General features: G+C 52.1%; 19 protein-coding genes, 1 other RNA gene and 1 pseudogene. 11 read left to right on the forward strand and 10 right to left on the reverse strand.

The window, feature by feature from the left end; all coding sequences use genetic code 11:
• The first annotated feature begins 41 nt into the window (after positions 1–41).
• The gene (gene srmB, locus V8N38_RS19430) at positions 42–1364 is read left to right on the forward strand and encodes an ATP-dependent RNA helicase SrmB (protein WP_016929798.1); all 1323 of its coding nucleotides are present in this window, start codon (positions 42–44) and stop codon (positions 1362–1364) included.
• 52 nt (positions 1365–1416) lie between these two features.
• On the opposite strand, the gene V8N38_RS19435 is transcribed toward srmB, so the two are convergent.
• From V8N38_RS19435 to grcA, 3 genes are all read right to left on the reverse strand, one after another.
• Positions 1417–2172, reverse strand: a complete 756-nt coding sequence (locus V8N38_RS19435) for an ankyrin repeat domain-containing protein (RefSeq protein ID WP_102984262.1) — start codon at positions 2170–2172, stop codon at positions 1417–1419.
• The gene (locus V8N38_RS19440; protein ID WP_147840204.1) at positions 2165–3127 is read right to left on the reverse strand and encodes a DUF2974 domain-containing protein; all 963 of its coding nucleotides are present in this window, start codon (positions 3125–3127) and stop codon (positions 2165–2167) included. Before V8N38_RS19440 ends, V8N38_RS19435 begins: the two co-directional genes overlap by 8 nt.
• 183 nt (positions 3128–3310) lie before the next feature.
• The gene (gene grcA / locus V8N38_RS19445) at positions 3311–3694 is read right to left on the reverse strand and encodes an autonomous glycyl radical cofactor GrcA (RefSeq protein WP_004929114.1); all 384 of its coding nucleotides are present in this window, start codon (positions 3692–3694) and stop codon (positions 3311–3313) included.
• Between the two features lie 346 nt (positions 3695–4040).
• Between grcA and ung the strand changes: the two genes are divergently transcribed.
• Entirely contained in the window at positions 4041–4724 is a 684-nt protein-coding gene (ung, locus tag V8N38_RS19450) for a uracil-DNA glycosylase (RefSeq protein ID WP_033635636.1), read from the forward strand.
• Positions 4725–4779: 55 nt separating this feature from the next.
• Here the strand turns inward: ung and grpE are convergent, their stop codons facing one another.
• Positions 4780–5364 (reverse strand): nucleotide exchange factor GrpE, encoded by a 585-nt coding sequence (gene grpE, locus V8N38_RS19455; protein ID WP_025303955.1) that lies wholly within the window; start codon positions 5362–5364, stop codon positions 4780–4782.
• A 125-nt stretch (positions 5365–5489) separates the two neighbouring features.
• Here grpE and nadK point away from each other — a divergent pair, with 125 nt between their 5' ends.
• The 3 genes from nadK to bamE all read left to right on the forward strand — a co-directional run bounded on the left by nadK (position 5490) and on the right by bamE (position 8695).
• Positions 5490–6368: an NAD(+) kinase gene (nadK, locus tag V8N38_RS19460; RefSeq protein WP_019452304.1), complete on the forward strand. Its 879-nt coding sequence runs from the start codon at positions 5490–5492 to the stop codon at positions 6366–6368.
• 86 nt (positions 6369–6454) lie between these two features.
• The gene (gene recN / locus V8N38_RS19465) at positions 6455–8116 is read left to right on the forward strand and encodes a DNA repair protein RecN (protein WP_089186358.1); all 1662 of its coding nucleotides are present in this window, start codon (positions 6455–6457) and stop codon (positions 8114–8116) included.
• 240 nt (positions 8117–8356) lie between these two features.
• Complete coding sequence (gene bamE, locus V8N38_RS19470) at positions 8357–8695, forward strand: outer membrane protein assembly factor BamE (protein ID WP_004929101.1); 339 nt, start codon at positions 8357–8359, stop codon at positions 8693–8695.
• A 116-nt stretch (positions 8696–8811) separates the two neighbouring features.
• Here the strand turns inward: bamE and V8N38_RS19475 are convergent, their stop codons facing one another.
• Together V8N38_RS19475 and V8N38_RS19480 are read right to left on the reverse strand one after the other, a co-directional pair.
• Positions 8812–9096: an RnfH family protein gene (locus V8N38_RS19475; RefSeq protein ID WP_004929098.1), complete on the reverse strand. Its 285-nt coding sequence runs from the start codon at positions 9094–9096 to the stop codon at positions 8812–8814.
• Entirely contained in the window at positions 9089–9523 is a 435-nt protein-coding gene (locus V8N38_RS19480) for a type II toxin-antitoxin system RatA family toxin (RefSeq protein WP_004929096.1), read from the reverse strand. Before V8N38_RS19480 ends, V8N38_RS19475 begins: the two co-directional genes overlap by 8 nt.
• Positions 9524–9684: 161 nt before the next feature.
• Between V8N38_RS19480 and smpB the strand changes: the two genes are divergently transcribed.
• From smpB to V8N38_RS19510, 6 genes are all read left to right on the forward strand, one after another.
• Positions 9685–10167 carry an SsrA-binding protein SmpB gene (gene smpB, locus V8N38_RS19485; protein ID WP_033635638.1) on the forward strand — a complete coding sequence of 161 codons (483 nt, stop codon included), beginning with the start codon at positions 9685–9687 and terminating at the stop codon, positions 10165–10167.
• Positions 10168–10216: 49 nt separating this feature from the next.
• Positions 10217–10580, forward strand: a transfer-messenger RNA (tmRNA) gene (gene ssrA, locus V8N38_RS19490).
• 204 nt (positions 10581–10784) lie between these two features.
• A complete protein-coding gene (locus tag V8N38_RS19495) occupies positions 10785–12026 on the forward strand; it encodes an integrase domain-containing protein (protein ID WP_147840205.1) in 1242 nt (413 codons plus the stop codon).
• A 353-nt stretch (positions 12027–12379) separates the two neighbouring features.
• Entirely contained in the window at positions 12380–13555 is a 1176-nt protein-coding gene (locus V8N38_RS19500; protein WP_222706169.1) for a dsDNA nuclease domain-containing protein, read from the forward strand.
• A complete protein-coding gene (locus tag V8N38_RS19505; RefSeq protein WP_147840206.1) occupies positions 13552–14028 on the forward strand; it encodes a hypothetical protein in 477 nt (158 codons plus the stop codon). The genes V8N38_RS19500 and V8N38_RS19505 overlap by 4 nt, the downstream gene beginning before the upstream one ends.
• Positions 14025–15782 carry an AAA family ATPase gene (locus V8N38_RS19510; RefSeq protein WP_147840207.1) on the forward strand — a complete coding sequence of 586 codons (1758 nt, stop codon included), beginning with the start codon at positions 14025–14027 and terminating at the stop codon, positions 15780–15782. Before V8N38_RS19505 ends, V8N38_RS19510 begins: the two co-directional genes overlap by 4 nt.
• A 124-nt stretch (positions 15783–15906) precedes the next feature.
• Here V8N38_RS19510 and V8N38_RS19515 read toward each other — a convergent pair.
• From V8N38_RS19515 to V8N38_RS19530, 4 genes and pseudogenes are all read right to left on the reverse strand, one after another.
• Positions 15907–16631, reverse strand: a pseudogene (locus V8N38_RS19515) (IS3 family transposase); the annotation flags it as partial.
• A 465-nt stretch (positions 16632–17096) separates the two neighbouring features.
• The gene (locus V8N38_RS19520; protein WP_147840208.1) at positions 17097–17321 is read right to left on the reverse strand and encodes a hypothetical protein; all 225 of its coding nucleotides are present in this window, start codon (positions 17319–17321) and stop codon (positions 17097–17099) included.
• Positions 17281–17928: a hypothetical protein gene (locus V8N38_RS19525; protein ID WP_180336644.1), complete on the reverse strand. Its 648-nt coding sequence runs from the start codon at positions 17926–17928 to the stop codon at positions 17281–17283. Before V8N38_RS19525 ends, V8N38_RS19520 begins: the two co-directional genes overlap by 41 nt.
• Positions 17929–18203: 275 nt before the next feature.
• Positions 18204–19340 carry an HlyD family secretion protein gene (locus tag V8N38_RS19530; protein ID WP_094141970.1) on the reverse strand — a complete coding sequence of 379 codons (1137 nt, stop codon included), beginning with the start codon at positions 19338–19340 and terminating at the stop codon, positions 18204–18206.
• Positions 19341–19344: the final 4 nt, after the last annotated feature.

Consider the following 19344-nt stretch of genomic DNA (forward strand, 5'->3'; position numbering starts at 1 on the left):
GCCAACCCGTCTATAATCGGCGCCCCAAGTAGAGGTAGACCATGACAGCAACCACTTTTTCCGAACTCGAACTCGATGATCGCCTGATCGACGCGCTGCGCGACAAAGGCTACGATCGCCCCACCGCCATTCAGGCCGCTGCGATCCCGCCGGCGATGGACGGGCGCGACGTCTTAGGTTCGGCTCCGACCGGCACCGGCAAAACCGCCGCCTTCCTGCTGCCCGTGTTGCAGCACCTGCTGGACTTTCCACGCAAAAAATCCGGCCCGCCGCGCGTACTGATCCTGACGCCAACGCGTGAACTGGCGATGCAGGTCGCCGATCAGGCGCGTGAATTGGCTGCTCATACCTCGCTGGATATCGCCACCATCACCGGCGGCGTCGCTTACATGAACCACGCGGAAGTGTTCAGCGAAAACCAGGACGTGGTGGTCGCCACCACCGGCCGTTTGCTGCAATACATTAAAGAAGAGAACTTCGACTGCCGCGCGGTGGAAACCTTGATCCTCGACGAAGCCGACCGCATGCTCGATATGGGCTTCGCGCAGGACATCGAAACCATCTCCGCCGAAACCCGCTGGCGCAACCAGACGCTGCTGTTCTCCGCCACGCTGGAAGGCGAAGCGATCCGCGAATTCGCCGAGCGCATCCTGAAAGAGCCGGTGGAAGTGGAAGCCGATCCGTCGCGCCGCGAACGCAAAAAGATCCTGCAGTGGTACTACCGTGCCGATGACGTGCAGCACAAAACCGCGCTGCTGATCCACCTGCTGAAACAGCCGGACGTGCAGAAATCGGTGATCTTCGTGCGCAAACGCGAGCGCGTGCACGAGCTGGCCACCTGGCTGCGCGAAGCAGGCATCAACACTTGCTATCTCGAAGGCGAAATGGTGCAGGCCAAACGCAACGAAGCGGTCAAACGCATGATGGATGGCCGGGTTAACGTGCTGGTCGCCACCGACGTTGCCGCACGCGGTCTGGATATCCTCGATATCACCCACGTGTTCAACTTCGACATGCCGCGCACGGCGGACACCTACCTGCACCGCATCGGCCGTACCGGCCGCGCCGGGCGCAAAGGCACCGCCATTTCGCTGGTGGAAGCGCACGACCATCTGTTGCTGGGCAAAGTGGGCCGTTACCTGAACGAGCCGCTGAAAGCGCGCGTGATCGACGAACTGCGGCCAAAAACCAAGGTGCCGAACGAGAAGAGCAACGGCAAGCCATCGAAGAAAGTGCTGGCCAAACGCGCGGAAGATAAAGCGAAGAACAAAGAAAAGGCCAAGGTGAAAGTGCGCCATCGCGACGCCAAAAACGTCGGTAAACGCCGTCAGGCGAAGGCCAAACCGGCCGGCGACGCGGAATAACCCCCGCTGCCTAAGAAAAAACCGCCTGTACAGGCGGTTTTTTTATGGGCGTTTACTGCTGTGCGTAGTGCGTGGCCAAGCGGTGCCCCTGCAGCCATTTATCCAGTTCGCGGAACTGCGCCTTCAGTTCGTCATTCTGCAAATGCGCCGGCGTTTGCGAGAAATAAAACTGGAACGCGACGCCCTGCTGGTTGCGCGCCCGGGCATCGGCCCCGGCCTGCAACAGCAGCAGCGCCAGGTGCGGCGCGTTAATCTTCGCCGCCAGATGCAGCGGGGTATCCCCCAGCCGGTCGCTCAAGGTGGTGTCCGCCCCGGCCGCCAGCAACATCCGCAGTTGCTCTTCACGCCCGGCCAGCACCGCCGCCGCAAGCGGCGTGGCGCCGGTAACGGCATTACGCACGTTCACCTGCGCCCCTTTGGCCAGCAACAGCCGCAGGTACTGCGCGTCTTGCAGCATCGCCGCGGTGTGCAGCGCGCTGTTGCCGTCCAGCCCCGCCGCCGCCGGGTCGGCGCCGAGATCCAGCAACGCCTGCACGCTATCCGGCTGCTGCGAAAGCACCGCCCACTGCAACAGCGTGACCTGCCGATCGCCCCGTTCGCGCAAGCGATCCTGCGTGGCCTGCGCATGGATACCCTGCGTATCGCCACGCGCCACCGCCTGAGCCAGCGCCAGATTGCTGTGGCCGTCAAACGGCGAAATCTCCTGCCCCATCTGTTGCTCCTTAGCCATCATCAGTAAACCGGTCACCGCGACCAGCGCCAGTAAGGCTATCGCCAGCGCCCGCCGCAAGCGACGCCCTTCAGGCATTGGCCTTCGCCTCCCACGGCTTTTGTTCCGCCATCGAGCTTATCACCTTGTCGATGCCGTGCGCCGTCAGGCTGCGATCCAGATGCTTGCTCGGCCGCCAGTCATCGATGCCGGTCAGGGTATCGTTGTTGGCCAGGGTGATGTTGTGGCCGATGGCGTCCGGGATCAGCGAGGTCGACTCCTGGGTGCTGGTCAGCATGTCATATTGTTCGCTGTAACGGCGAATACCGCCGGCTTCGGCATCTTTCTTCGCCGCCGCCGGATCGATACCCAGGCGATTCAGGGTGTAATCCGACACCCCGGCCGCGTTGAAGGTGACCGCGACCGTGCCGGTCGCCAGCGCGGCCGTGGCCGCCAGACCGCCGCCAAGCGAATGGCCGGCGATCACCAGCGCATCGCCGAAGGCCGCCTTGGCGCTTTTGGCAGCGGCAACAGCCTGATTGTACTGCACATCGTCATAGCCCGTCGCCTGCCGCACGTTGCTCAGCCAATCGCGCCAGTCGTTGGTGCCGGCGAACGCCAACACATACTGCTTGTCGTTGCTGTAAATCCCAGCCTGGAAACCGCTGCCCACGTCGTGCAGGCTGGCGGGATCGATGCCGAAACCGAGCAGCGCGCTGTCGCTCAGGCGGTTGAACCCGGCGGCACCCTGGCCAGTGAGTGAGTAAACGTCCTTGGCCAACAGCGCCAACGCATAATCCCCCTCCTGCGATTGCTGCCCCCGCGTCACGCCCGGCGCTGCCGCCGCCGTCGGTGCCGCCGCTGAGATATCGCCGACCAGCGTATTCAACAGATTCTGCGCGTTCAGCGTGTTCTGAGAGGGAGAGGCCACCGGCGCCGGATTTGCCAGCGCTGCCGCGGGCTGCGCCGCCGTCGCCGTCTCGGTAGCGGCGCGAGGCGTAGGGATCGCGGCCACCGGGGATACTGCAGAGGTAAAACTTAAAGGCATACTCATGCCGACTCCTTGTCGATAGACTTTTTATTGAGCACCTGAATAGGTGCTGATTTAGCTATCGGCAGGTCGGATGAGTTCTGTATTAGAAATGCTTATCTTTGTACAGAATGTGATCCGCGTTCGGTTTTCGGCCGCCAAACGCCAGAAAGGGAGCCGAAGCTCCCTGATTGACTGCGCCGCAAATTACAGGCTTTCGGTAAAGGTGCGGGCGATAACGTCGCGCTGCTGTTCCGGCGTCAGGGAGTTGAAGCGCACCGCATAGCCGGACACGCGGATGGTCAGCTGCGGGTATTTTTCCGGGTGCTTGACCGCGTCTTCCAGGGTTTCGCGACGCAGCACGTTGACGTTCAGGTGCTGACCGCCTTCCACGCGCACGGTCGGCTGCATTTCCAGCGGCACTTCACGGTATTCGATCTGGCCCAGGTCGCTCACCGCGACAACCTGATCTTCCGCGTAGTTGGCCTTGGCGCACACGCAGCGAGCTTCCGCTTTTTCATCGTCCAGCAGCCAGAAAGAATTCACCAGCGCCTGGTCATTCGCTTTGGTAATTTGAATACCGGTAATCATTATGTTGCCTCCGTACAAGGGCGTAAAAATTCACGTCGTGAGAAAACCCAATTCTGGTTTCGGCCATTTGGTAAAACCATTGTTGTCTTGTTGTTCTGTATACCAGCCTGACCGGGCCAGTTCCTTGATTAAAGTCAATTTTTACCGGGTAGGCACAGGGCGTGAAGGGGCAAATTTATGTTTTATATCAATTTTCCCACTGCGGCAAAAACCAATTATTTTTGTAAATTTTCAAAAATAATTGCATAAGGCACGGCGGCGAGAAATGAAAAGCGGGTTTCGCTGCGCGTGCTGAAACGGTAAGCTATAGGCCATGAATTGCTAAAGAAAACAAAGGAGAGCGTTTATGGCCACCTCCCTCACCTGGCATGACGTGATCGGCAAAGAGAAAGAGCAGCCCTATTTTGTTGAAACGCTCGCCTTTGTTGCCGCTGAGCGCCAGGCCGGTAAGACCATTTATCCACCGCAGAAGGACGTGTTCAACGCTTTCCGCTATACCGAGCTGGCGGACGTCAAGGTCGTCATCCTCGGCCAGGATCCGTATCACGGCCCCAATCAGGCGCACGGCCTCTCTTTCTCGGTGCGCCCCGGCGTGCCGGCGCCGCCGTCGCTGGTGAACATGTATAAAGAGCTGGCGACCGACATTCCCGGCTTCGAACGCCCGGATCACGGCTACCTGCAAAGCTGGGCCGAACAGGGGGTGCTGCTGCTCAACACCGTGCTGACGGTGGAAGGCGGCCGCGCGCATTCGCACGCCAACCTGGGCTGGGAAACCTTTACCGATAAAGTGATCGCCGCCCTGAACGAGAACCGTGAAGGCGTGGTGTTCCTGCTGTGGGGCTCGCATGCGCAGAAGAAAGGCAACTTTATCGACCGCAACCGCCACCATGTGCTGAAGGCGCCGCACCCGTCGCCGCTCTCCGCGCACCGCGGCTTCCTCGGCTGCCGTCATTTCTCGCAGGCCAATCAGCTGCTGGAGCAGCAAGGGCTCACGCCGATCGACTGGATGCCGCGCCTGCCGCAGGCGTAGCACAGAGACAAAAAAGGCACCCTCGGGTGCCTTTCTTTATGCGTTGCCGGGGCGATTACGCCTTGGCTTTGGAGACTGCAACCATCGCCGGACGCAGCAGGCGGCCGTTCAGCGTATAGCCTTTCTGCATCACCATCATCACGTGGTTCGGTTGATGATCGGCGGATTCCATCATGCTCATCGCCTGATGCACTTCCGGGTTGAACGGCACGTTGACGTCGCCGACGATTTCGATGCCGTACTTGCGCACCACGTCCAGCAGCGATTTCAGCGTCAGCTCGATGCCTTCGATCATCGCGGCCAGTTCAGGATTGTTTTTATCCGCCAGATCCAGCGCGCGCTCCAGGTTGTCGATCACCGGCAGCAGATCGCCGGAGAATTTCTCCAGGGCGAACTTGTGCGCTTTCTCGACGTCCAGTTCGGCGCGGCGGCGGATGTTTTCCGCTTCCGCTTTGGCGCGCAGCAGGCTGTCGCGCTCATGCTGCTGAGCTTCCGCCAGTTGGGCTTCCAGTTCGGCGATACGCGCATCGCGCAGATCGACGCCTTCCGCCGCTTCCGGCAGCGTATCATCGTGATGAGCGTGTTGTTCCATTTCTTCCGAGACTTGCTCGTTTGGCGTCTTCTGTTCTTTACTACTCATGAATATCTCCGCGTTTTAGCATTAATCTCGCAACTTGGCTTATTATGGGGATCAAAACCGGGGTTTCAAGTCAACCGGTCACAATGTGGGGCATAAACGGGTCCCGGTGAGGAAAATCACAACAAATGAATAAAAAATTCGCCTGTATTGGCATTGTTGGCCACCCGCGTCACCCTTCAGCGCTGGCAACCCACGAGATGCTGTTCCACTGGCTGGTCGCCCGCGGCTATTCGGTGATGGTCGAACGCCAGATCGCCCATGATTTGGGGCTGAAAGACGCCGTGACCGGCAGCCTGGCGGATATCGGCCAGCGCGCCGATCTGGCGGTGGTGGTCGGCGGCGACGGCAACATGCTCGGCGCCGCGCGCGTGCTGGCGCGTTACGACATCAAGGTGATCGGGGTCAACCGCGGCAACCTCGGCTTCCTCACCGATCTCGATCCCGACAACGCCCTGCAGCAGCTGGCGGACGTGCTGGAAGGCGAATACATCGACGAACAGCGTTTCCTGCTGGAAACCATCGTGCATAAAGAGCACCAGCAGTGCCGCATCAGCACCGCCATCAACGAAGTGGTGCTGCACCCCGGCAAAGTGGCGCACATGATCGAATTCGAAGTGTACATCGACGATCGCTTCGCCTTCTCGCAGCGCTCCGACGGCCTGATCATCGCCACGCCGACCGGCTCCACCGCCTACTCGCTCTCCGCCGGCGGGCCGATCCTCACCCCGTCGCTGGAGGCGATCGCGCTGGTGCCGATGTTCCCGCACACTCTCTCCGCCCGGCCGCTGGTGATCAACGGCGACAGCACCATCCGCCTGAAGTTTTCGCAGATCGGCAGCGATCTGGAGATCAGCTGCGACAGCCAGATCGCGCTGCCTATCCAGGAAGGCGAAGAAGTGCTGATCCGCCGCAGCGATTTCCACCTGAATCTGATTCACCCGAAGGACTACAGCTATTTCAACACGTTAAGCACCAAGCTGGGCTGGTCGAAAAAATTGTTCTAAAATCTGCGCCGGCCACTTTACTGTATATAAAACCAGTTTATACTGTATGAAACTACAGTTATGTGTTTATACACAGGAAGGTTCCCATGCTGGCGCAATTAACCATCAGCAACTTTGCTATCGTTCGTGAGTTGGAAATCGATTTTCAACCGGGTATGACGGCGATCACCGGTGAAACCGGCGCCGGCAAATCCATCGCCATCGATGCGCTGGGGCTGTGCCTCGGCAACCGCGCCGACGGCAACGTGGTGCGCCTGGGAGCCGCCCGCGCCGACATCTGCGCCCGCTTCTCGCTGGCGGACACCCCGTCCGCGCGCGAATGGCTGGAACAGAACCAGCTGGACGACAGCAACGAATGCCTGCTGCGCCGGGTGATCAACGCCGACGGCCGTTCGCGCGGCTTTATCAACGGCACCGCCGTGCCGCTGTCGCAGCTGCGCGAGCTGGGGCAACGCCTGATCCAAATCCACGGCCAACACGCCCATCAGCTGCTGCTCAAACCGGAGCACCAAAAAGCGCTGCTCGACGCCTACGCCGACGAACCCGCCCTGCTGGCGGCGATGAGCCAGGCCTACCAACGCTGGCACCAGAGCTGCCGCGAGCTGGCGCACCATCAGCAGCAGTCCATCGAGCGCGAAGCGCGCAAGCAGCTGCTGCAATACCAATTGAAAGAGCTGAACGAATTCTCGCCGCAGGCCGGCGAGTTCGAACAGACCGACGCCGAGTACAAGCGCCTGGCCAACAGCGGCCAGCTGCTGACCCTCAGCCAGCAGACGCTGCAGCTGCTCGCCGACAGCGACGAGAACAACATGCTCAGCCAGCTCTACAGCGCCAAGCACCTGCTGCTCGAGCTGGCCGGGCTGGACGACAAACTCAGCGGCCTGCTGGACATGCTGGAAGAGGCCTCTATCCAGATCAGCGAAGCCAGCGACGAGCTGCGCCACTACGCCGATCGCATGGATCTCGATCCCAATCGCCTGCACGAGCTGGAACAGCGCCTGTCGCGCCAAATCAGCCTGGCGCGCAAACACCAGGTTGCGCCGGAAGAGCTGCCGCAGCTGCATCAGCAGTTGCTGGATGAACAACAGCTGCTTTCACAGCAGGAAAGCGACCATGAGCACCTGAACGAGGCGGTCACCCTGCATCACCAGCAGGCGCTGGCGCTGGCGGAGCAGCTGCATCAGAAACGCCTGCATTACGCCGCCGAGCTGACCACGCTCATTACCGACAGCATGCAGGCGCTCTCCATGCCGCACGGCAAGTTCAACATCGATGTGCGTTTCGAGCCGCAGCATCTGAGCGCCGAAGGGGCCAGCCGCACCGAGTTCTGCGTCTCCACCAACCCGGGGCAGCCGCTGCAGCCGCTGGCGAAGGTCGCCTCCGGCGGTGAGCTGTCGCGCATCGCGCTGGCCATTCAGGTGATCACCGCCCGCAAGATGGAAACCCCGGCGCTGATATTCGATGAGGTGGACGTGGGCATCAGCGGCCCGACTGCCGCCATTGTCGGCCGCCTGCTGCGCCAGCTCGGCGAATCCACCCAGGTGATGTGCGTGACCCACCTGCCACAGGTGGCCGGGTGCGGGCATCAACACCTGTTCGTCAGCAAGCAGACCGACGGCACGGTCACCGAAACCCAGATGGCGCCGCTGGATAAGCGCGCCCGACTGCAGGAGCTGGCGCGCCTGCTCGGCGGCAGCGAAGTCACCCGCAATACGCTGGCGAACGCCAAAGAACTGCTGGCGGCATAAAAAAGCTCAACTTTTTCACTTTCCTGCGGTCTGACAGTGACGCTGTTGACCCGAAAGATATCTAAAGTGCGGCGCGGCGGTGATCTTAAGCTTCCTCAACGGCCTGAAACAGGCCAAGCGCTTGAGGTGCTGAAAGAAAGCCAACGCGTCGCAACTTGAAAGATGAAGGGTATAAAGGTTTCCAACTGCCGCAAGGTCTATTATCATCGGCATCCTATGCCCTAAAGGAATGTGATTACTATGCGCTGTAAAACGCTGACTGCCGCCGCTGTAGTTCTTGTGATGCTGACTGCAGGCTGTTCTACTTTTGAAAAGGTGGTTTATCGTCCTGACATCAACCAGGGGAACTACCTGACGTCGACCGACGTGGCGAAAATTCAGAAAGGGATGACCCAGCAACAGGTCGCTTACACATTGGGCACCCCAATGCTGCAAGACCCGTTCGGGACTCAGACGTGGTTCTATGTGTTCCGCCAGCAACCTGGCCATGAAGACATCACCCAGCAGACGCTGACGCTGACCTTCGACAGCGCAGGCGTGTTGACCGATATTCAGAACAAACCGGCGCTGACCAAGTAATCGGTGCCGCCCGCTCTTTCGGCCCATGAGGGGGCATGATGTTCCTCATGACAGTCGCAGGCTGCAACGCGGAAGAGAAATCAGTTTCAGATAAAAAATAAGGCGCTCATAGCGCCTTATTTTTTTGCCTTTTCTGCCCGTTGCCGGCGCAGCTCTTTCGGATCGGCTATCAGCGGCCGGTAGATCTCCACCCGGTCGCCGTCGTTCAGCGTATCGCCCAGCTTGGCCGGGCGGCTGTAGATGCCGATTTTGTTGCTCTTGAGATCGATATCCTGGCGCAGCTCCAGCAGGCCCGAAGCCTGGATCGCCTGCTCGACGCTGCTGCCCTCGGCCAGTTTCACCTTGCGCAGGTACTGACGCTCCGGCAAGGCGTACACCACCTCGACCTGGATGTCAGACACTGTAGACCTCTTTCGCCCGCTGGGTAAATGCCTGCACCATGCTGCCCGCCAGCTCTTTGAACACCTTGCCGAACGCCAGCTCTATCAGTTTGTTGGTGAACTCGAAGTCCAGGTGCAGCTCCACCTTGCAGGCCTCTTCGCTCAGCGGCGTGAACTGCCAGCCACCCATCAGCTTGCGGAACGGACCATCGACCAGCTGCATATTGATGCTCTGGTTATCCAGCAGCGTATTGCGCGTGGTAAAAGTCTTGCTGATACCGGCCTTGGCGACGTCCACCGCGGCGGTCATTTCGTTGGAGGTAGCGTTAAGCACCCGGCTGCCGGTGCAGCCTGGCAGAAAATCGGGATAAGAATGAACATCGTTAACCAACTGATACATCTGCTCGGCGCTGAACGGCACTAATGCAGACCGACTGATCTGGGGCATATCATTTCCTGTGAGACATAAAACGTACAGATAATACCATTTATCTGGCGGCAAACAAAAAATCTGCTAAGGGATGGGGGCGCCAAAAATGCGAAAAATTGCGCAGGTGCTGAACGGGAAAGGATTTCTTTCGCTGAAGCATCCAGTATAATGAACGCACTATGACAAAGAAAAAAGCACACAAACCCGGTTCCGCCACCATTGCTCAAAACAAGCGCGCGCGTTTCGAATACTTCATTGAAGAAGAGTTCGAGGCGGGCCTGTCGCTGCAAGGGTGGGAAGTTAAATCGCTGCGTGCAGGCAAAGCCAACCTCAGCGACAGCTACGTGACGTTCCGTGACGGTGAAGCCTATCTGTTTGGCGCCACCATCACCCCGCTCAACGTGGCTTCGTCGCATGTGGTGTGTGATCCGACGCGTACCCGTAAACTGCTGCTGAAACGACGCGAGTTGGATACCCTGCTCGGCCGCGTCAACCGCGAAGGTTACACCGTGGTGGCCTTGTCCCTGTATTGGAAAAATGCCTGGAGCAAGATCAAGATCGGCGTAGCCAAAGGCAAGAAAGAGCACGACAAACGCGATGACATCAAAGATCGCGAATGGCAGACGGCGAAAGCCCGTATCATGAAGCACGCCAATCGTTAAGCCGCTGGCTTATCGAGGTAAACTTCTGGTATACTGCACAAAGTTACTTGGGGCTGATTCTGGATTCGACGGGATTTGCGAAGCCCTAGGAGCATGCCGAGGGGCGGTTGGCCTCGTAAAAAGCCGCAAAAAAATAGTCGCAAACGACGAAAACTACGCTTTAGCAGCTTAATACCCTGCTTAGAGCCCTCTCTCCCTAGCCTCCGCTCTTAGGACGGGGATCAAGAGAGGTCAAACCCAAAAGAGATCGCGTGGACGTCCTGCCTGGGGCTGAAGCGTTAAACTCAATCAGGCTAGTCTGTCAGTAGCGTGTCCATCCGCAGCTGGCCGGCGAATGTAAAGATTGGACTAAGCATGTAGTGCCGACGGTGTAGTAATTTCGGACGCGGGTTCAACTCCCGCCAGCTCCACCAAAATTCTCCATCGGTGATTACCAGAGTCATCCGATGAAGTCCTAAGAGCCCGCACGGCGCAAGCCCTGCGGGCTTTTTTGTGCCTGTAATTTGTCCCGCGAAGTCTGATGCCAACTAATTAAATCCGAACCTTTTAGGCACCTTGTTAGGCACCTCATAAAGCTTTATTGTTTTTGAGGTGCCTAAAACTATGGAAACCCGGCAATGGCAAGACAAACCAAACCTCTATCCGTTAAAGAAATCGAATCCGCCAAACCCAAAGAAGCAGACTACGTTCTCTATGATGGTGATGGCCTTGAGCTACTCATCAAATCCAGCGGGAGTAAAATCTGGCAGTTTCGCTACATTCGCCCTGTCACCAAGAAACGTGCGAAGAAGAGCATAGGCCCCTACCCGTCAGTTACGCTTGCCGATGCCAGAAACTATCGCGCAGAGTCTCGTTCTCTTCTGGCGAAACAAATCGACCCTCAGGAACATCAGCAAGAACAACTTCGCAGTTCGCTGGAAGCTAAAACCAATACTTTCCAGCTCGTGGCTGAACGTTGGTGGAATGTGAAGAAAGCCAGTGTGACCGAAGACTACGCAGAGGATATCTGGCGCTCTCTTGAGAGAGATGTTTTTCCTGCGATTGGCGACGTTAGCGTTACAGATATTAAAGCTCACACACTGGTTCAGGCCGTCCAACCGGTTCAGGCCAGAGGAGCACTGGAAACCGTTCGTCGCCTGTGCCAGCGCATTAATGAGGTCATGATCTATGCCCAAAACACAGGGCTGATTGATGCTGTTCCCAGCGTTAATATCGGTAAAGCCTTCGAGAAGCCTCAGAAAAAGAACATGCCCAGCATTCGACCGGATCAGCTACCACAACTGATGCAAACAATGCGAACAGCCAGCATTAGTCTTTCCACACGCTGCTTGTTCATGTGGCAACTTCTTACTATTACCCGCCCTGCCGAAGCGGCTGAAGCTCGCTGGGAAGAGGTAGACATAGAAGCGCGAGAGTGGAAGATTCCTGCAGCACGTATGAAAATGAACCGCGACCATACTGTTCCATTGTCAGATGAAGCAATTGCGATACTGGAGATGATGAAGCCGTTAAGTGGAAATCGAGAATTTATCTTTCCCAGCCGCATCAAGCCAAACCAGCCGATGAACAGTCAGACCGTAAATGCTTCGCTTAAACGTGCGGGCTTTGGCGGTATCCTCGTTTCGCATGGGTTGCGCTCTATTGCCAGTACAGCACTTAATGAACAGGGTTTTCCACCTGATGTTATTGAGGCAGCATTGGCTCATGTGGATAAGAATGAGGTTCGCCGTGCTTATAACCGCAGCGATTACCTTGAGCAACGACGTCCAATGATGCAATGGTGGGCTGATTTTATAAGGACAGCAGATAATGGTCTAATGTGGAAGAACGAAACGAAAAGGCTCCAGCTAGTCAGTTGATATGAACTAACACGTACTTGTTTTGGTATTATCCTGAAAGAAATCTTGCCAAGCAAACAGGCATGCAAATAAATATAACTATTTGATTCAATTGTATTTTTTTGAAAGCTAGTCATTTATAATCTCATTCATTGATCAATATTATTTTTAACATAGTAACACACTATGTTAAATCCTTGCATTTCAATAGCATATGATCATTAAATGAGAATATTCCTTTTATGCTTTTCATGTTTAAAGTTTAAGGATATGATGAAAATCATATAATTTTCTGCATTAAATCTTTTTTTTCAATAAGTTAAGATCCACTTTATGCTTTATAGAGGTAAATTTCAGAATTTGAAGCTGGAGGCTTGCAAAAAGACATGGTTTTACATACAGTAGTCCCTAGAGAACAAGACGGTCGAGACTCGTTTGGGCGTTATCGAGTTCAAGTCAGGTCTGCCGCAGTAGCCTCTCTCCAAATTCTCTCGGGCAAAGCTATAGATCGTGTTTATTGTGACTTGCACGATGATATCGTTGTAAGGAAAAAAAATGTAAATGGTAACACCTACGTTTTTTATCAAGTAAAAACACGAGCTAAGCTCAATAAAAACTGGAGCTTATTAGAGGTTTTTGGTATTTACTCTACCCGTAAAAAACCTGATGACTCTCTTATTCGGGATAGTTTTATTGGAAAAATGTTACTTCACACGATAAATTTCGACAAAAATTGTGAGTTAGTAGTATTTCAAACTAACATTCATAATGATGATAATATCGATGATGTTTTAGCCGATATTGAATCAGGGAATTTTAGCAATAAATACACAAAAATTCTTCTTGAAAAATTTAAGATCATTTCCGATAACTGTTCCTCTTTTAAAGAGGAAGAAATAAAATCAAGATTATCAAAGATAAGATTCGAAAATGACGTGCCTTTTTTAAAAGCAGATACTTCACTTTTTTTGCCTATAGTTCGTGAGAAACTATATGAATATAGTGAGATCGATTTAACTCACATTGAATTAGATGATATTACGATTAAATTACTAGATCTTATTTCATCAAAATCAGAAGGTGTAATTAAACCGTTTACACAAGAAAATATAGATAAATCTGCCAGCGTATCAATTGATGATCTGCTCCCACTACTAAGTATTTCTGAAGAGGCATATAAAGAAATAGTAAGAGGACAAGATCCTAAAGCAGTTAAATCCGCATCTATAATCCAAAGAACATTAATCAATGCAGGTGGGAATTTAGATGATGTAACTTACTGCTCGAAATGTAAAACTGATTGGGACCTTTGGTATAGGACTAATCGTCATTCTATATCCGAATTAGATTTAAGAGCTATTGTTTCTAAAACGAGGAAAGTTCTGATTTCTGCTAAAATGAATAATCCACATGGAATAACATTAGGTTCACTTCATCAGCCAATAAAAAAACTGTATAGTGAATTAGTTACAGAGAAAATAATTTACAACCTAACTCATGATATATTATTTGGAGCTATTTTCTCAGAAATAGTTAAGGATGGAGTATGAACTTCGATACATTTTTGCAAGAGGGCAACGGAAAAGATCTGGTAATTGCTTTTAAAAATATTGAACCTAGAGATAACTCACTGGATAATGAAGCATTATTCCAATTACCTCTCATTAGTATCATTATATTAGTTTTAGCAAAAGACAGAAGTAAACCTAATGTTGCTGAATTAGGTCAGTTAGTTGGTGAGTGTATCGAAAAATGCTTCATCGGATTTAAAGCCTCTGATCAACATATTGGTTGGTCAGCAAATCTAAGAATACGGACAGTCAAAGCGATTAGCTTTTTAGAGAAAGCTAATCTCATAATAATTAATAACAGAAAAGAAAAAGTTACTATCACTGACCTTGGTAAAAAAGTAGTGGATAGAGCTTTTAAGTGGGATCACAATCTAGAGTATAATCTAAAATTAATTGCAAGATCCTATAGAAATATTCGTGTTTCACGACAACTAGATCTGGAGTTAATGTGAAATTTAAAAGCATAAAGATTTATTCTAAAGGTAACAATGGTCTTTCTTCTGATGAGTATATCTTAGGGAAACATGTAACTTTATTATATGGACCTAATGGAAGCGGTAAAACACCAGTAATTAAATCTATAACCTATTGTCTTGGTTATCCTGAATTGTTCAGAAATGACATTTATGAAAGATGTAGTCACGCAATTCTTAAAATCGAGCTAAATAACCTTGAATATCAATTCAAACGTTACTACGATCAGAGTCAATTTCATTTAGAAATAACCGAACCATTAGGCAATACGCAAACGTTTTATGATGAACGTACTCACAGTGAATATATTTTTGAGCTATTAGGCCTCCCACATCTAAATTTAGTAACAAACGGTAAGGAATTAACACAACCATACATATCTACTTTCCTTCCATTATTTTATCTTGGGCAAGATGATGGATATAATAAGATATACAGTGCTAAAAGTAATTTTATTAAAGATCAATATATTGAAATGGTCAGGTATGCGCTGGGCGTACCACCAAAAAACTCACCCTACCATCAAAAAACATTAAAGATTGAGAAGCAAAAACTCTCTAGTTTAGATGATTTAATAAACAACACTACTAGTATTTACAAAGAAATAAAATCTGAATCTACTGATATAACAGCAAAATCTCGAAAAGAACTTGAGCATGAACTCAAATTTTTTACGACAGAATTTGAAAGAATTAAAACAAGCAAGGATAATGTTAGCCAAGCTGATTTTGTTTATAGAAACGTTAAAAGAAACTTACAAAATGATATATTTGATCTTGACCAACAAATATTAGATATAATAAAAAGGCATAGTGCTTTTGATAAAATAATTTCAGATATTAATGTCGAGATTGAGACATTATCATTAAATGAGAGTGCAAAGAGAATATTTTTATCATTTGACGAAATTTGTGGCTCAGGAAATTGCAGATTATTCTCATCGAGTTCTGAACATTATGCAAAGAATTTACTTTATCTTAAAGACCAAATAAAAGATTTAGAGAGGAATAAAACTCTTGATGAGTCACGCTTAATACAGTTGAATCTTAATAGAGATAGATTAGACCATGCTTTGCAGGAACTTATAAAGGTCAATACCAACAATAATGAAAGCAATGATGTGAACTCTCTTATAGAGTCTATATCCATAATAAAAGATAAAGTATTTGACATTCAATCTAAAATAAAAGATCTAGATAAACTATCACAACTGGAAAACAAAATAATAACATTGCAAAGTGATAGAGATTTAGTTATCGAAACAATAGCAAGCTTGAAAAGCGCTAATAATATTCCGTTAGAAATTCTCAGATCAAGAATTGAGTTAAAAAATTTGTTTATTGAATGGCTAGACTGCTTGAATACATTAAATATAAGCAAAGACATAAAATTTTCTGATGATTTTATTCCAGAACTAGGGAACGAAAAAATTACTCAATTAAGCGGAAGCACCCGCATTAGAGCTGTTTTAGCATATCATGCAGCACTTATCGAGCTTTTACTGAAAAGGAATAGTTGCCGATTAAAATTGTTGGTCTTAGATACTCCTAAGCAACACGATATAGATAACAATGACCTTAATAATTTCATGCTAAAATTAAAGTCTTTATGTAAAAAGTATGAGCTCCAGATTATCTTTTCTACTACGGGTTATCACTACGTAGGCGATAGTTTAGATAAAGAGTGGAATCCTACACATACAGGCCCAGAACAGCTCATGTATCTATTCTGAATATTCGAGGCACCTCATTAGGTGCCTTTATTTTGACCCCATTTATAAGCTTAATCAATGGAAACTTTCGCATGATACTTCGCAGATATGAAATCTCCCCTAATTTAATTTTGAGCTTATCACAAAATTGCTTAGTGACCGTCAGGCATTCCTTCGTGAAGTCGTCCACACAGGTCAGGCACTTGATCCTGCGACCGGTGGCGAGCGCGTCCATGACAAAATCCATCGACCAGGTCAGGTTGGGCGCCGCCGGGCGGAGCAGCGGCAGACGTTCTGTTGCCAGCCATTTACGACGTCGTCTGCGTTTTACGCCCAGCCCTCTCAGATGATAAAGGCGGTACACGCGCTTGTGATTAACATGAAGGCCTTCACGGCGCAGTAACTGCCAGATGCGGCGGTAGCCAAAACGCCTGCGCTCCAGTGCCAGCTCAGTGATGCGCCCTGATAAATGCGCATCAGCCGCCGGACGCTGAGCCTCATAGCGGCAGGTCGACAGGGACAAACCTGTAAGCCTGCAGGCACGACGTTGCGACAGACCGGTCGCATCACACATAAACTCAACGGCTTCCCGCTTCTGGTCTGTCGTCAGTACTTTCGCCCCAGAGCCACCTGGAGTGCCTCCTTATCGAGCATGGCTTCGGCACGCAGCTTCTTGAGTCTGGCGTTCTCTTCCTCAAGCGACTTCAGGCGCTTAACCTCGGGCACCTCCATACCACCATACTTCTTACGCCAGGTATAAAAGGTGGCGTCGGAAATGGCGTGCTTACGGCAGAGCTCACGGGCAGAAACCCCGGCTTCAGCCTCGCGGAGGATACTGATGATCTGTTCGTCGGAAAAACGCTTCTTCATGGGGATGTCCTCATGTGGCTTATGAAGACATTACTAACATCGCGGTGTATTAATCAGCGGGGAGCAGGTCAGCCCTATAAGCCCTTGTGGCGCGGGGTTTAGGCTGTTTTGAGAGGTTGGGAATTAATGCAAAATCATGCACCCTATGCATGCACGCGCAGTTTGAAGCAGTCTAGCCAGAAAAAAGCTGTTTTCGGGATTGAGGAACGATAAAAGCCCCGCAGCAAAATCAGCATTGCAGCGGGACCAGTTCAATCAGTGCAATGTTTGAATTCGGCTATAGAGGCGATAACGGTTTAATGTCCTTTTTCCGGCGGCGGCAAATCATCGCAGGTCAGGGAACAGGCCAAGGCTCCGCACAGATCCAAAAAACAGGCCCGCAAGAGCTTTGGGAATGCAGTAGATGAAGTGATGGGCATAGTGGAATCTTTGTAATGGCGACAAGAAAATTACGTCGCCACTTTGTTACCGCTCCCCACGCAGCCATGCAATCGCCAGGGTGATTAGATAGCCACCCACGAAGAAACCAACAAAGCCAGCAGCCTTCATCACTGCCCCATCAAGTAAGAACAGCGACATGAAAGCAGCAATCGCGCAAACGCCGGTTACTATCGCTTCCAAAGCATGCGAAGCACCTAACCCTATATACTTAGTGAGTTTTCTGGTTAGAGAGGATTTTGCAGAGTTCATTCTGAATACCTTTACAAAGCATAGGGTGGCTGTTAATGAATTGGAGATACGGCTCTAGTTGCTCCTCAACCAAGAAATATGCCATATCTAAATTTAACGCCGACACCTTCCGGTATGTTTGAGGAAACTTAACTTGCATTCGTCGGGATGCTTGGGCTGCCTCTTCGATAAGTCCCTGTAACATTACAAGGTTGAGAGTGAACGAAGCGCCAAAGCGTACAAATTGTTTATACGCTAATGCAGAGGTCGCTTTCCTTAGCATCATGTGAGCCGCAAATTGCGCCAATGCAAATTGGCCCCCAGTTCGCCCACCAAGACGACCGACACCATAGGCTAGTTTATTATTGATGGACTCTTTGCCGCTAGCGTCTAATTTCTGATAGAAATCAGTGATCACAATAGTAATCAGGCGTCGTAAGGGTTCTTCACTGTTACCCATCGACTTAACCATACGGGCGAAACGTTCTGTTTCTTCTTGGTTTCTAGTCTTGAGGCTACTACCAGCCAATCCAGCCCCCTGCCAAGTGCGAACGACGCCATGATACATCCCGCTGGGAATAGTCGAAATTCCATCCAAAATTCCATATGCAACTTGCTTTGCGTCCATTCACTTTCCTTAAGCAAAATGTGCCCAGCTCAGAGAATAACCAAACCAGAACGCGATTACCAATTCACGCATTTTTCAGTTACACCGTACTGGCGTTTTCTCCCTGCAATCTTTGCCAGTGCTAACCCGCTGCGTTCTGGCGGCCTTTCCATATGATTAACGCTACGCGATCCAAAAACTGAAAAATACTGTGATTATTTTCAATCTTTTCAGTCTATGGGAGTGCTTGCAAGGTTACTTACACCACGGCCCGAGCTCCCCCGGGCCAATGCGGGCTAGTGATCCAGATAAAGGTAATGCAGCCAGCTGGTCATACGCAGCAGCACTTTGCGCATCACGGAGACGTGCTCAAAGTGCCCGGTATAGACCGCCGCCTGAGCGCTCACGCCGTCGGGCAGATGATCCAGATCCGGGTTGGCCGCCAGGTCAATCATCACGTACACCCCTTCCCGGCCCGGCGTGGCGCTCAGGCCCTGCAATGCGCCGCTGGCCTGGTAGCTGCCGTCCGGTATCGCCGGCAACACCCGGCTTACGGTGCCGCCATAAACCTGCCCCGGCAAGCCGTTGAACACCACCTCGGCCTGGTCCCCCTGCGCCAAGCGCAGGATGGCGTTCTGACGGAACACCGCCACCACCTGGCGCTTTTGCTGCGGGATAAAAATCATCACCGGCTTGAACGGCAGGCGAACCGCCGCCGTACCCGGCCGCGCCAGCACCTGCGTGACATAACCGTCGCTCGGCGCGCGCACCACCGTTTGTTCCAGGTTGTAGCGCGCTTCGGCAATCTGCGATTTCAGGCTGGCTATCGTGGCGTCTTCGCCGTCATAGCGCCCGGACAACCGCGCCTGTTCCTGCTGGAACTGGGCTTTCGCCGCCTGCAGCGCGGCGGATTGCGCCTGGTACTGCTGCTGCGCATGGCTGACGTCCTGCTCCGAGAACGGGTTGACTGGCATCGCCGCCCCTTTCGCATAGCGCTGGTAGTCCTTGCGGGCACGCTCGTACTCCGCATTAGCCCGCTGCACGTTGGCGGCGGACTCGCTGAGCGCCGCCCGGCGCGTTCTGATCTCCGCCTCTGCCCCGGCCAGATCCGCCTCCAGCCTGGTGAGCCGCGCGCGGTAGCGGCTGTCGTCGAGACGGAACAGCACCTCGCCTTTGCGCAGCAGCACGTTGGTTTTCTCCGTCACCTCAACGATCATGCCCGAGACCTGCGGCACCATCGGCACAGAAACGGCAATTTTCTGCGCCCGATCGCTGTACGGATGGTTGTAGTTCATCGTCAAAATCAAGGCGCCGACGATAAATATTCCGCCAAGCACCGCAGTCGGCACGGTCCATTTATTAACCGGAATGCGGAACAGTTTAAATACGCCGTAGCTCAGCGCCACGTAGCTGAGAATAATGAGCAAATCCATAGGC

It is taken from the genome of Serratia nevei (genome assembly GCF_037948395.1).
In the GTDB taxonomy this organism is placed as follows: domain Bacteria; phylum Pseudomonadota; class Gammaproteobacteria; order Enterobacterales; family Enterobacteriaceae; genus Serratia; species Serratia nevei.

Excerpts from the sequence above, each read along its gene's own strand:
- grcA (WP_004929114.1), bottom strand. The coding sequence starts at position 3,694 with ATGATTACCGGTATTCAAATTACCAAAGCGAATGACCAGGCGCTGGTG.
- V8N38_RS19525 (WP_180336644.1), bottom strand. The coding sequence starts at position 17,928 with ATGGACGCAAAGCAAGTTGCATATGGAATTTTGGATGGAATTTCGACT.
- bamE (WP_004929101.1), top strand. The coding sequence starts at position 8,357 with ATGCGCTGTAAAACGCTGACTGCCGCCGCTGTAGTTCTTGTGATGCTG.
- V8N38_RS19440 (WP_147840204.1), bottom strand. The coding sequence starts at position 3,127 with ATGAGTATGCCTTTAAGTTTTACCTCTGCAGTATCCCCGGTGGCCGCG.
- smpB (WP_033635638.1), top strand. The coding sequence starts at position 9,685 with ATGACAAAGAAAAAAGCACACAAACCCGGTTCCGCCACCATTGCTCAA.
- recN (WP_089186358.1), top strand. The coding sequence starts at position 6,455 with ATGCTGGCGCAATTAACCATCAGCAACTTTGCTATCGTTCGTGAGTTG.
- V8N38_RS19520 (WP_147840208.1), bottom strand. The coding sequence starts at position 17,321 with ATGAACTCTGCAAAATCCTCTCTAACCAGAAAACTCACTAAGTATATA.
- V8N38_RS19495 (WP_147840205.1), top strand. The coding sequence starts at position 10,785 with ATGGCAAGACAAACCAAACCTCTATCCGTTAAAGAAATCGAATCCGCC.
- V8N38_RS19505 (WP_147840206.1), top strand. The coding sequence starts at position 13,552 with ATGAACTTCGATACATTTTTGCAAGAGGGCAACGGAAAAGATCTGGTA.
- V8N38_RS19435 (WP_102984262.1), bottom strand. The coding sequence starts at position 2,172 with ATGCCTGAAGGGCGTCGCTTGCGGCGGGCGCTGGCGATAGCCTTACTG.
- V8N38_RS19480 (WP_004929096.1), bottom strand. The coding sequence starts at position 9,523 with ATGCCCCAGATCAGTCGGTCTGCATTAGTGCCGTTCAGCGCCGAGCAG.
- V8N38_RS19530 (WP_094141970.1), bottom strand. The coding sequence starts at position 19,340 with ATGGATTTGCTCATTATTCTCAGCTACGTGGCGCTGAGCTACGGCGTA.
- grpE (WP_025303955.1), bottom strand. The coding sequence starts at position 5,364 with ATGAGTAGTAAAGAACAGAAGACGCCAAACGAGCAAGTCTCGGAAGAA.
- nadK (WP_019452304.1), top strand. The coding sequence starts at position 5,490 with ATGAATAAAAAATTCGCCTGTATTGGCATTGTTGGCCACCCGCGTCAC.
- ung (WP_033635636.1), top strand. The coding sequence starts at position 4,041 with ATGGCCACCTCCCTCACCTGGCATGACGTGATCGGCAAAGAGAAAGAG.
- srmB (WP_016929798.1), top strand. The coding sequence starts at position 42 with ATGACAGCAACCACTTTTTCCGAACTCGAACTCGATGATCGCCTGATC.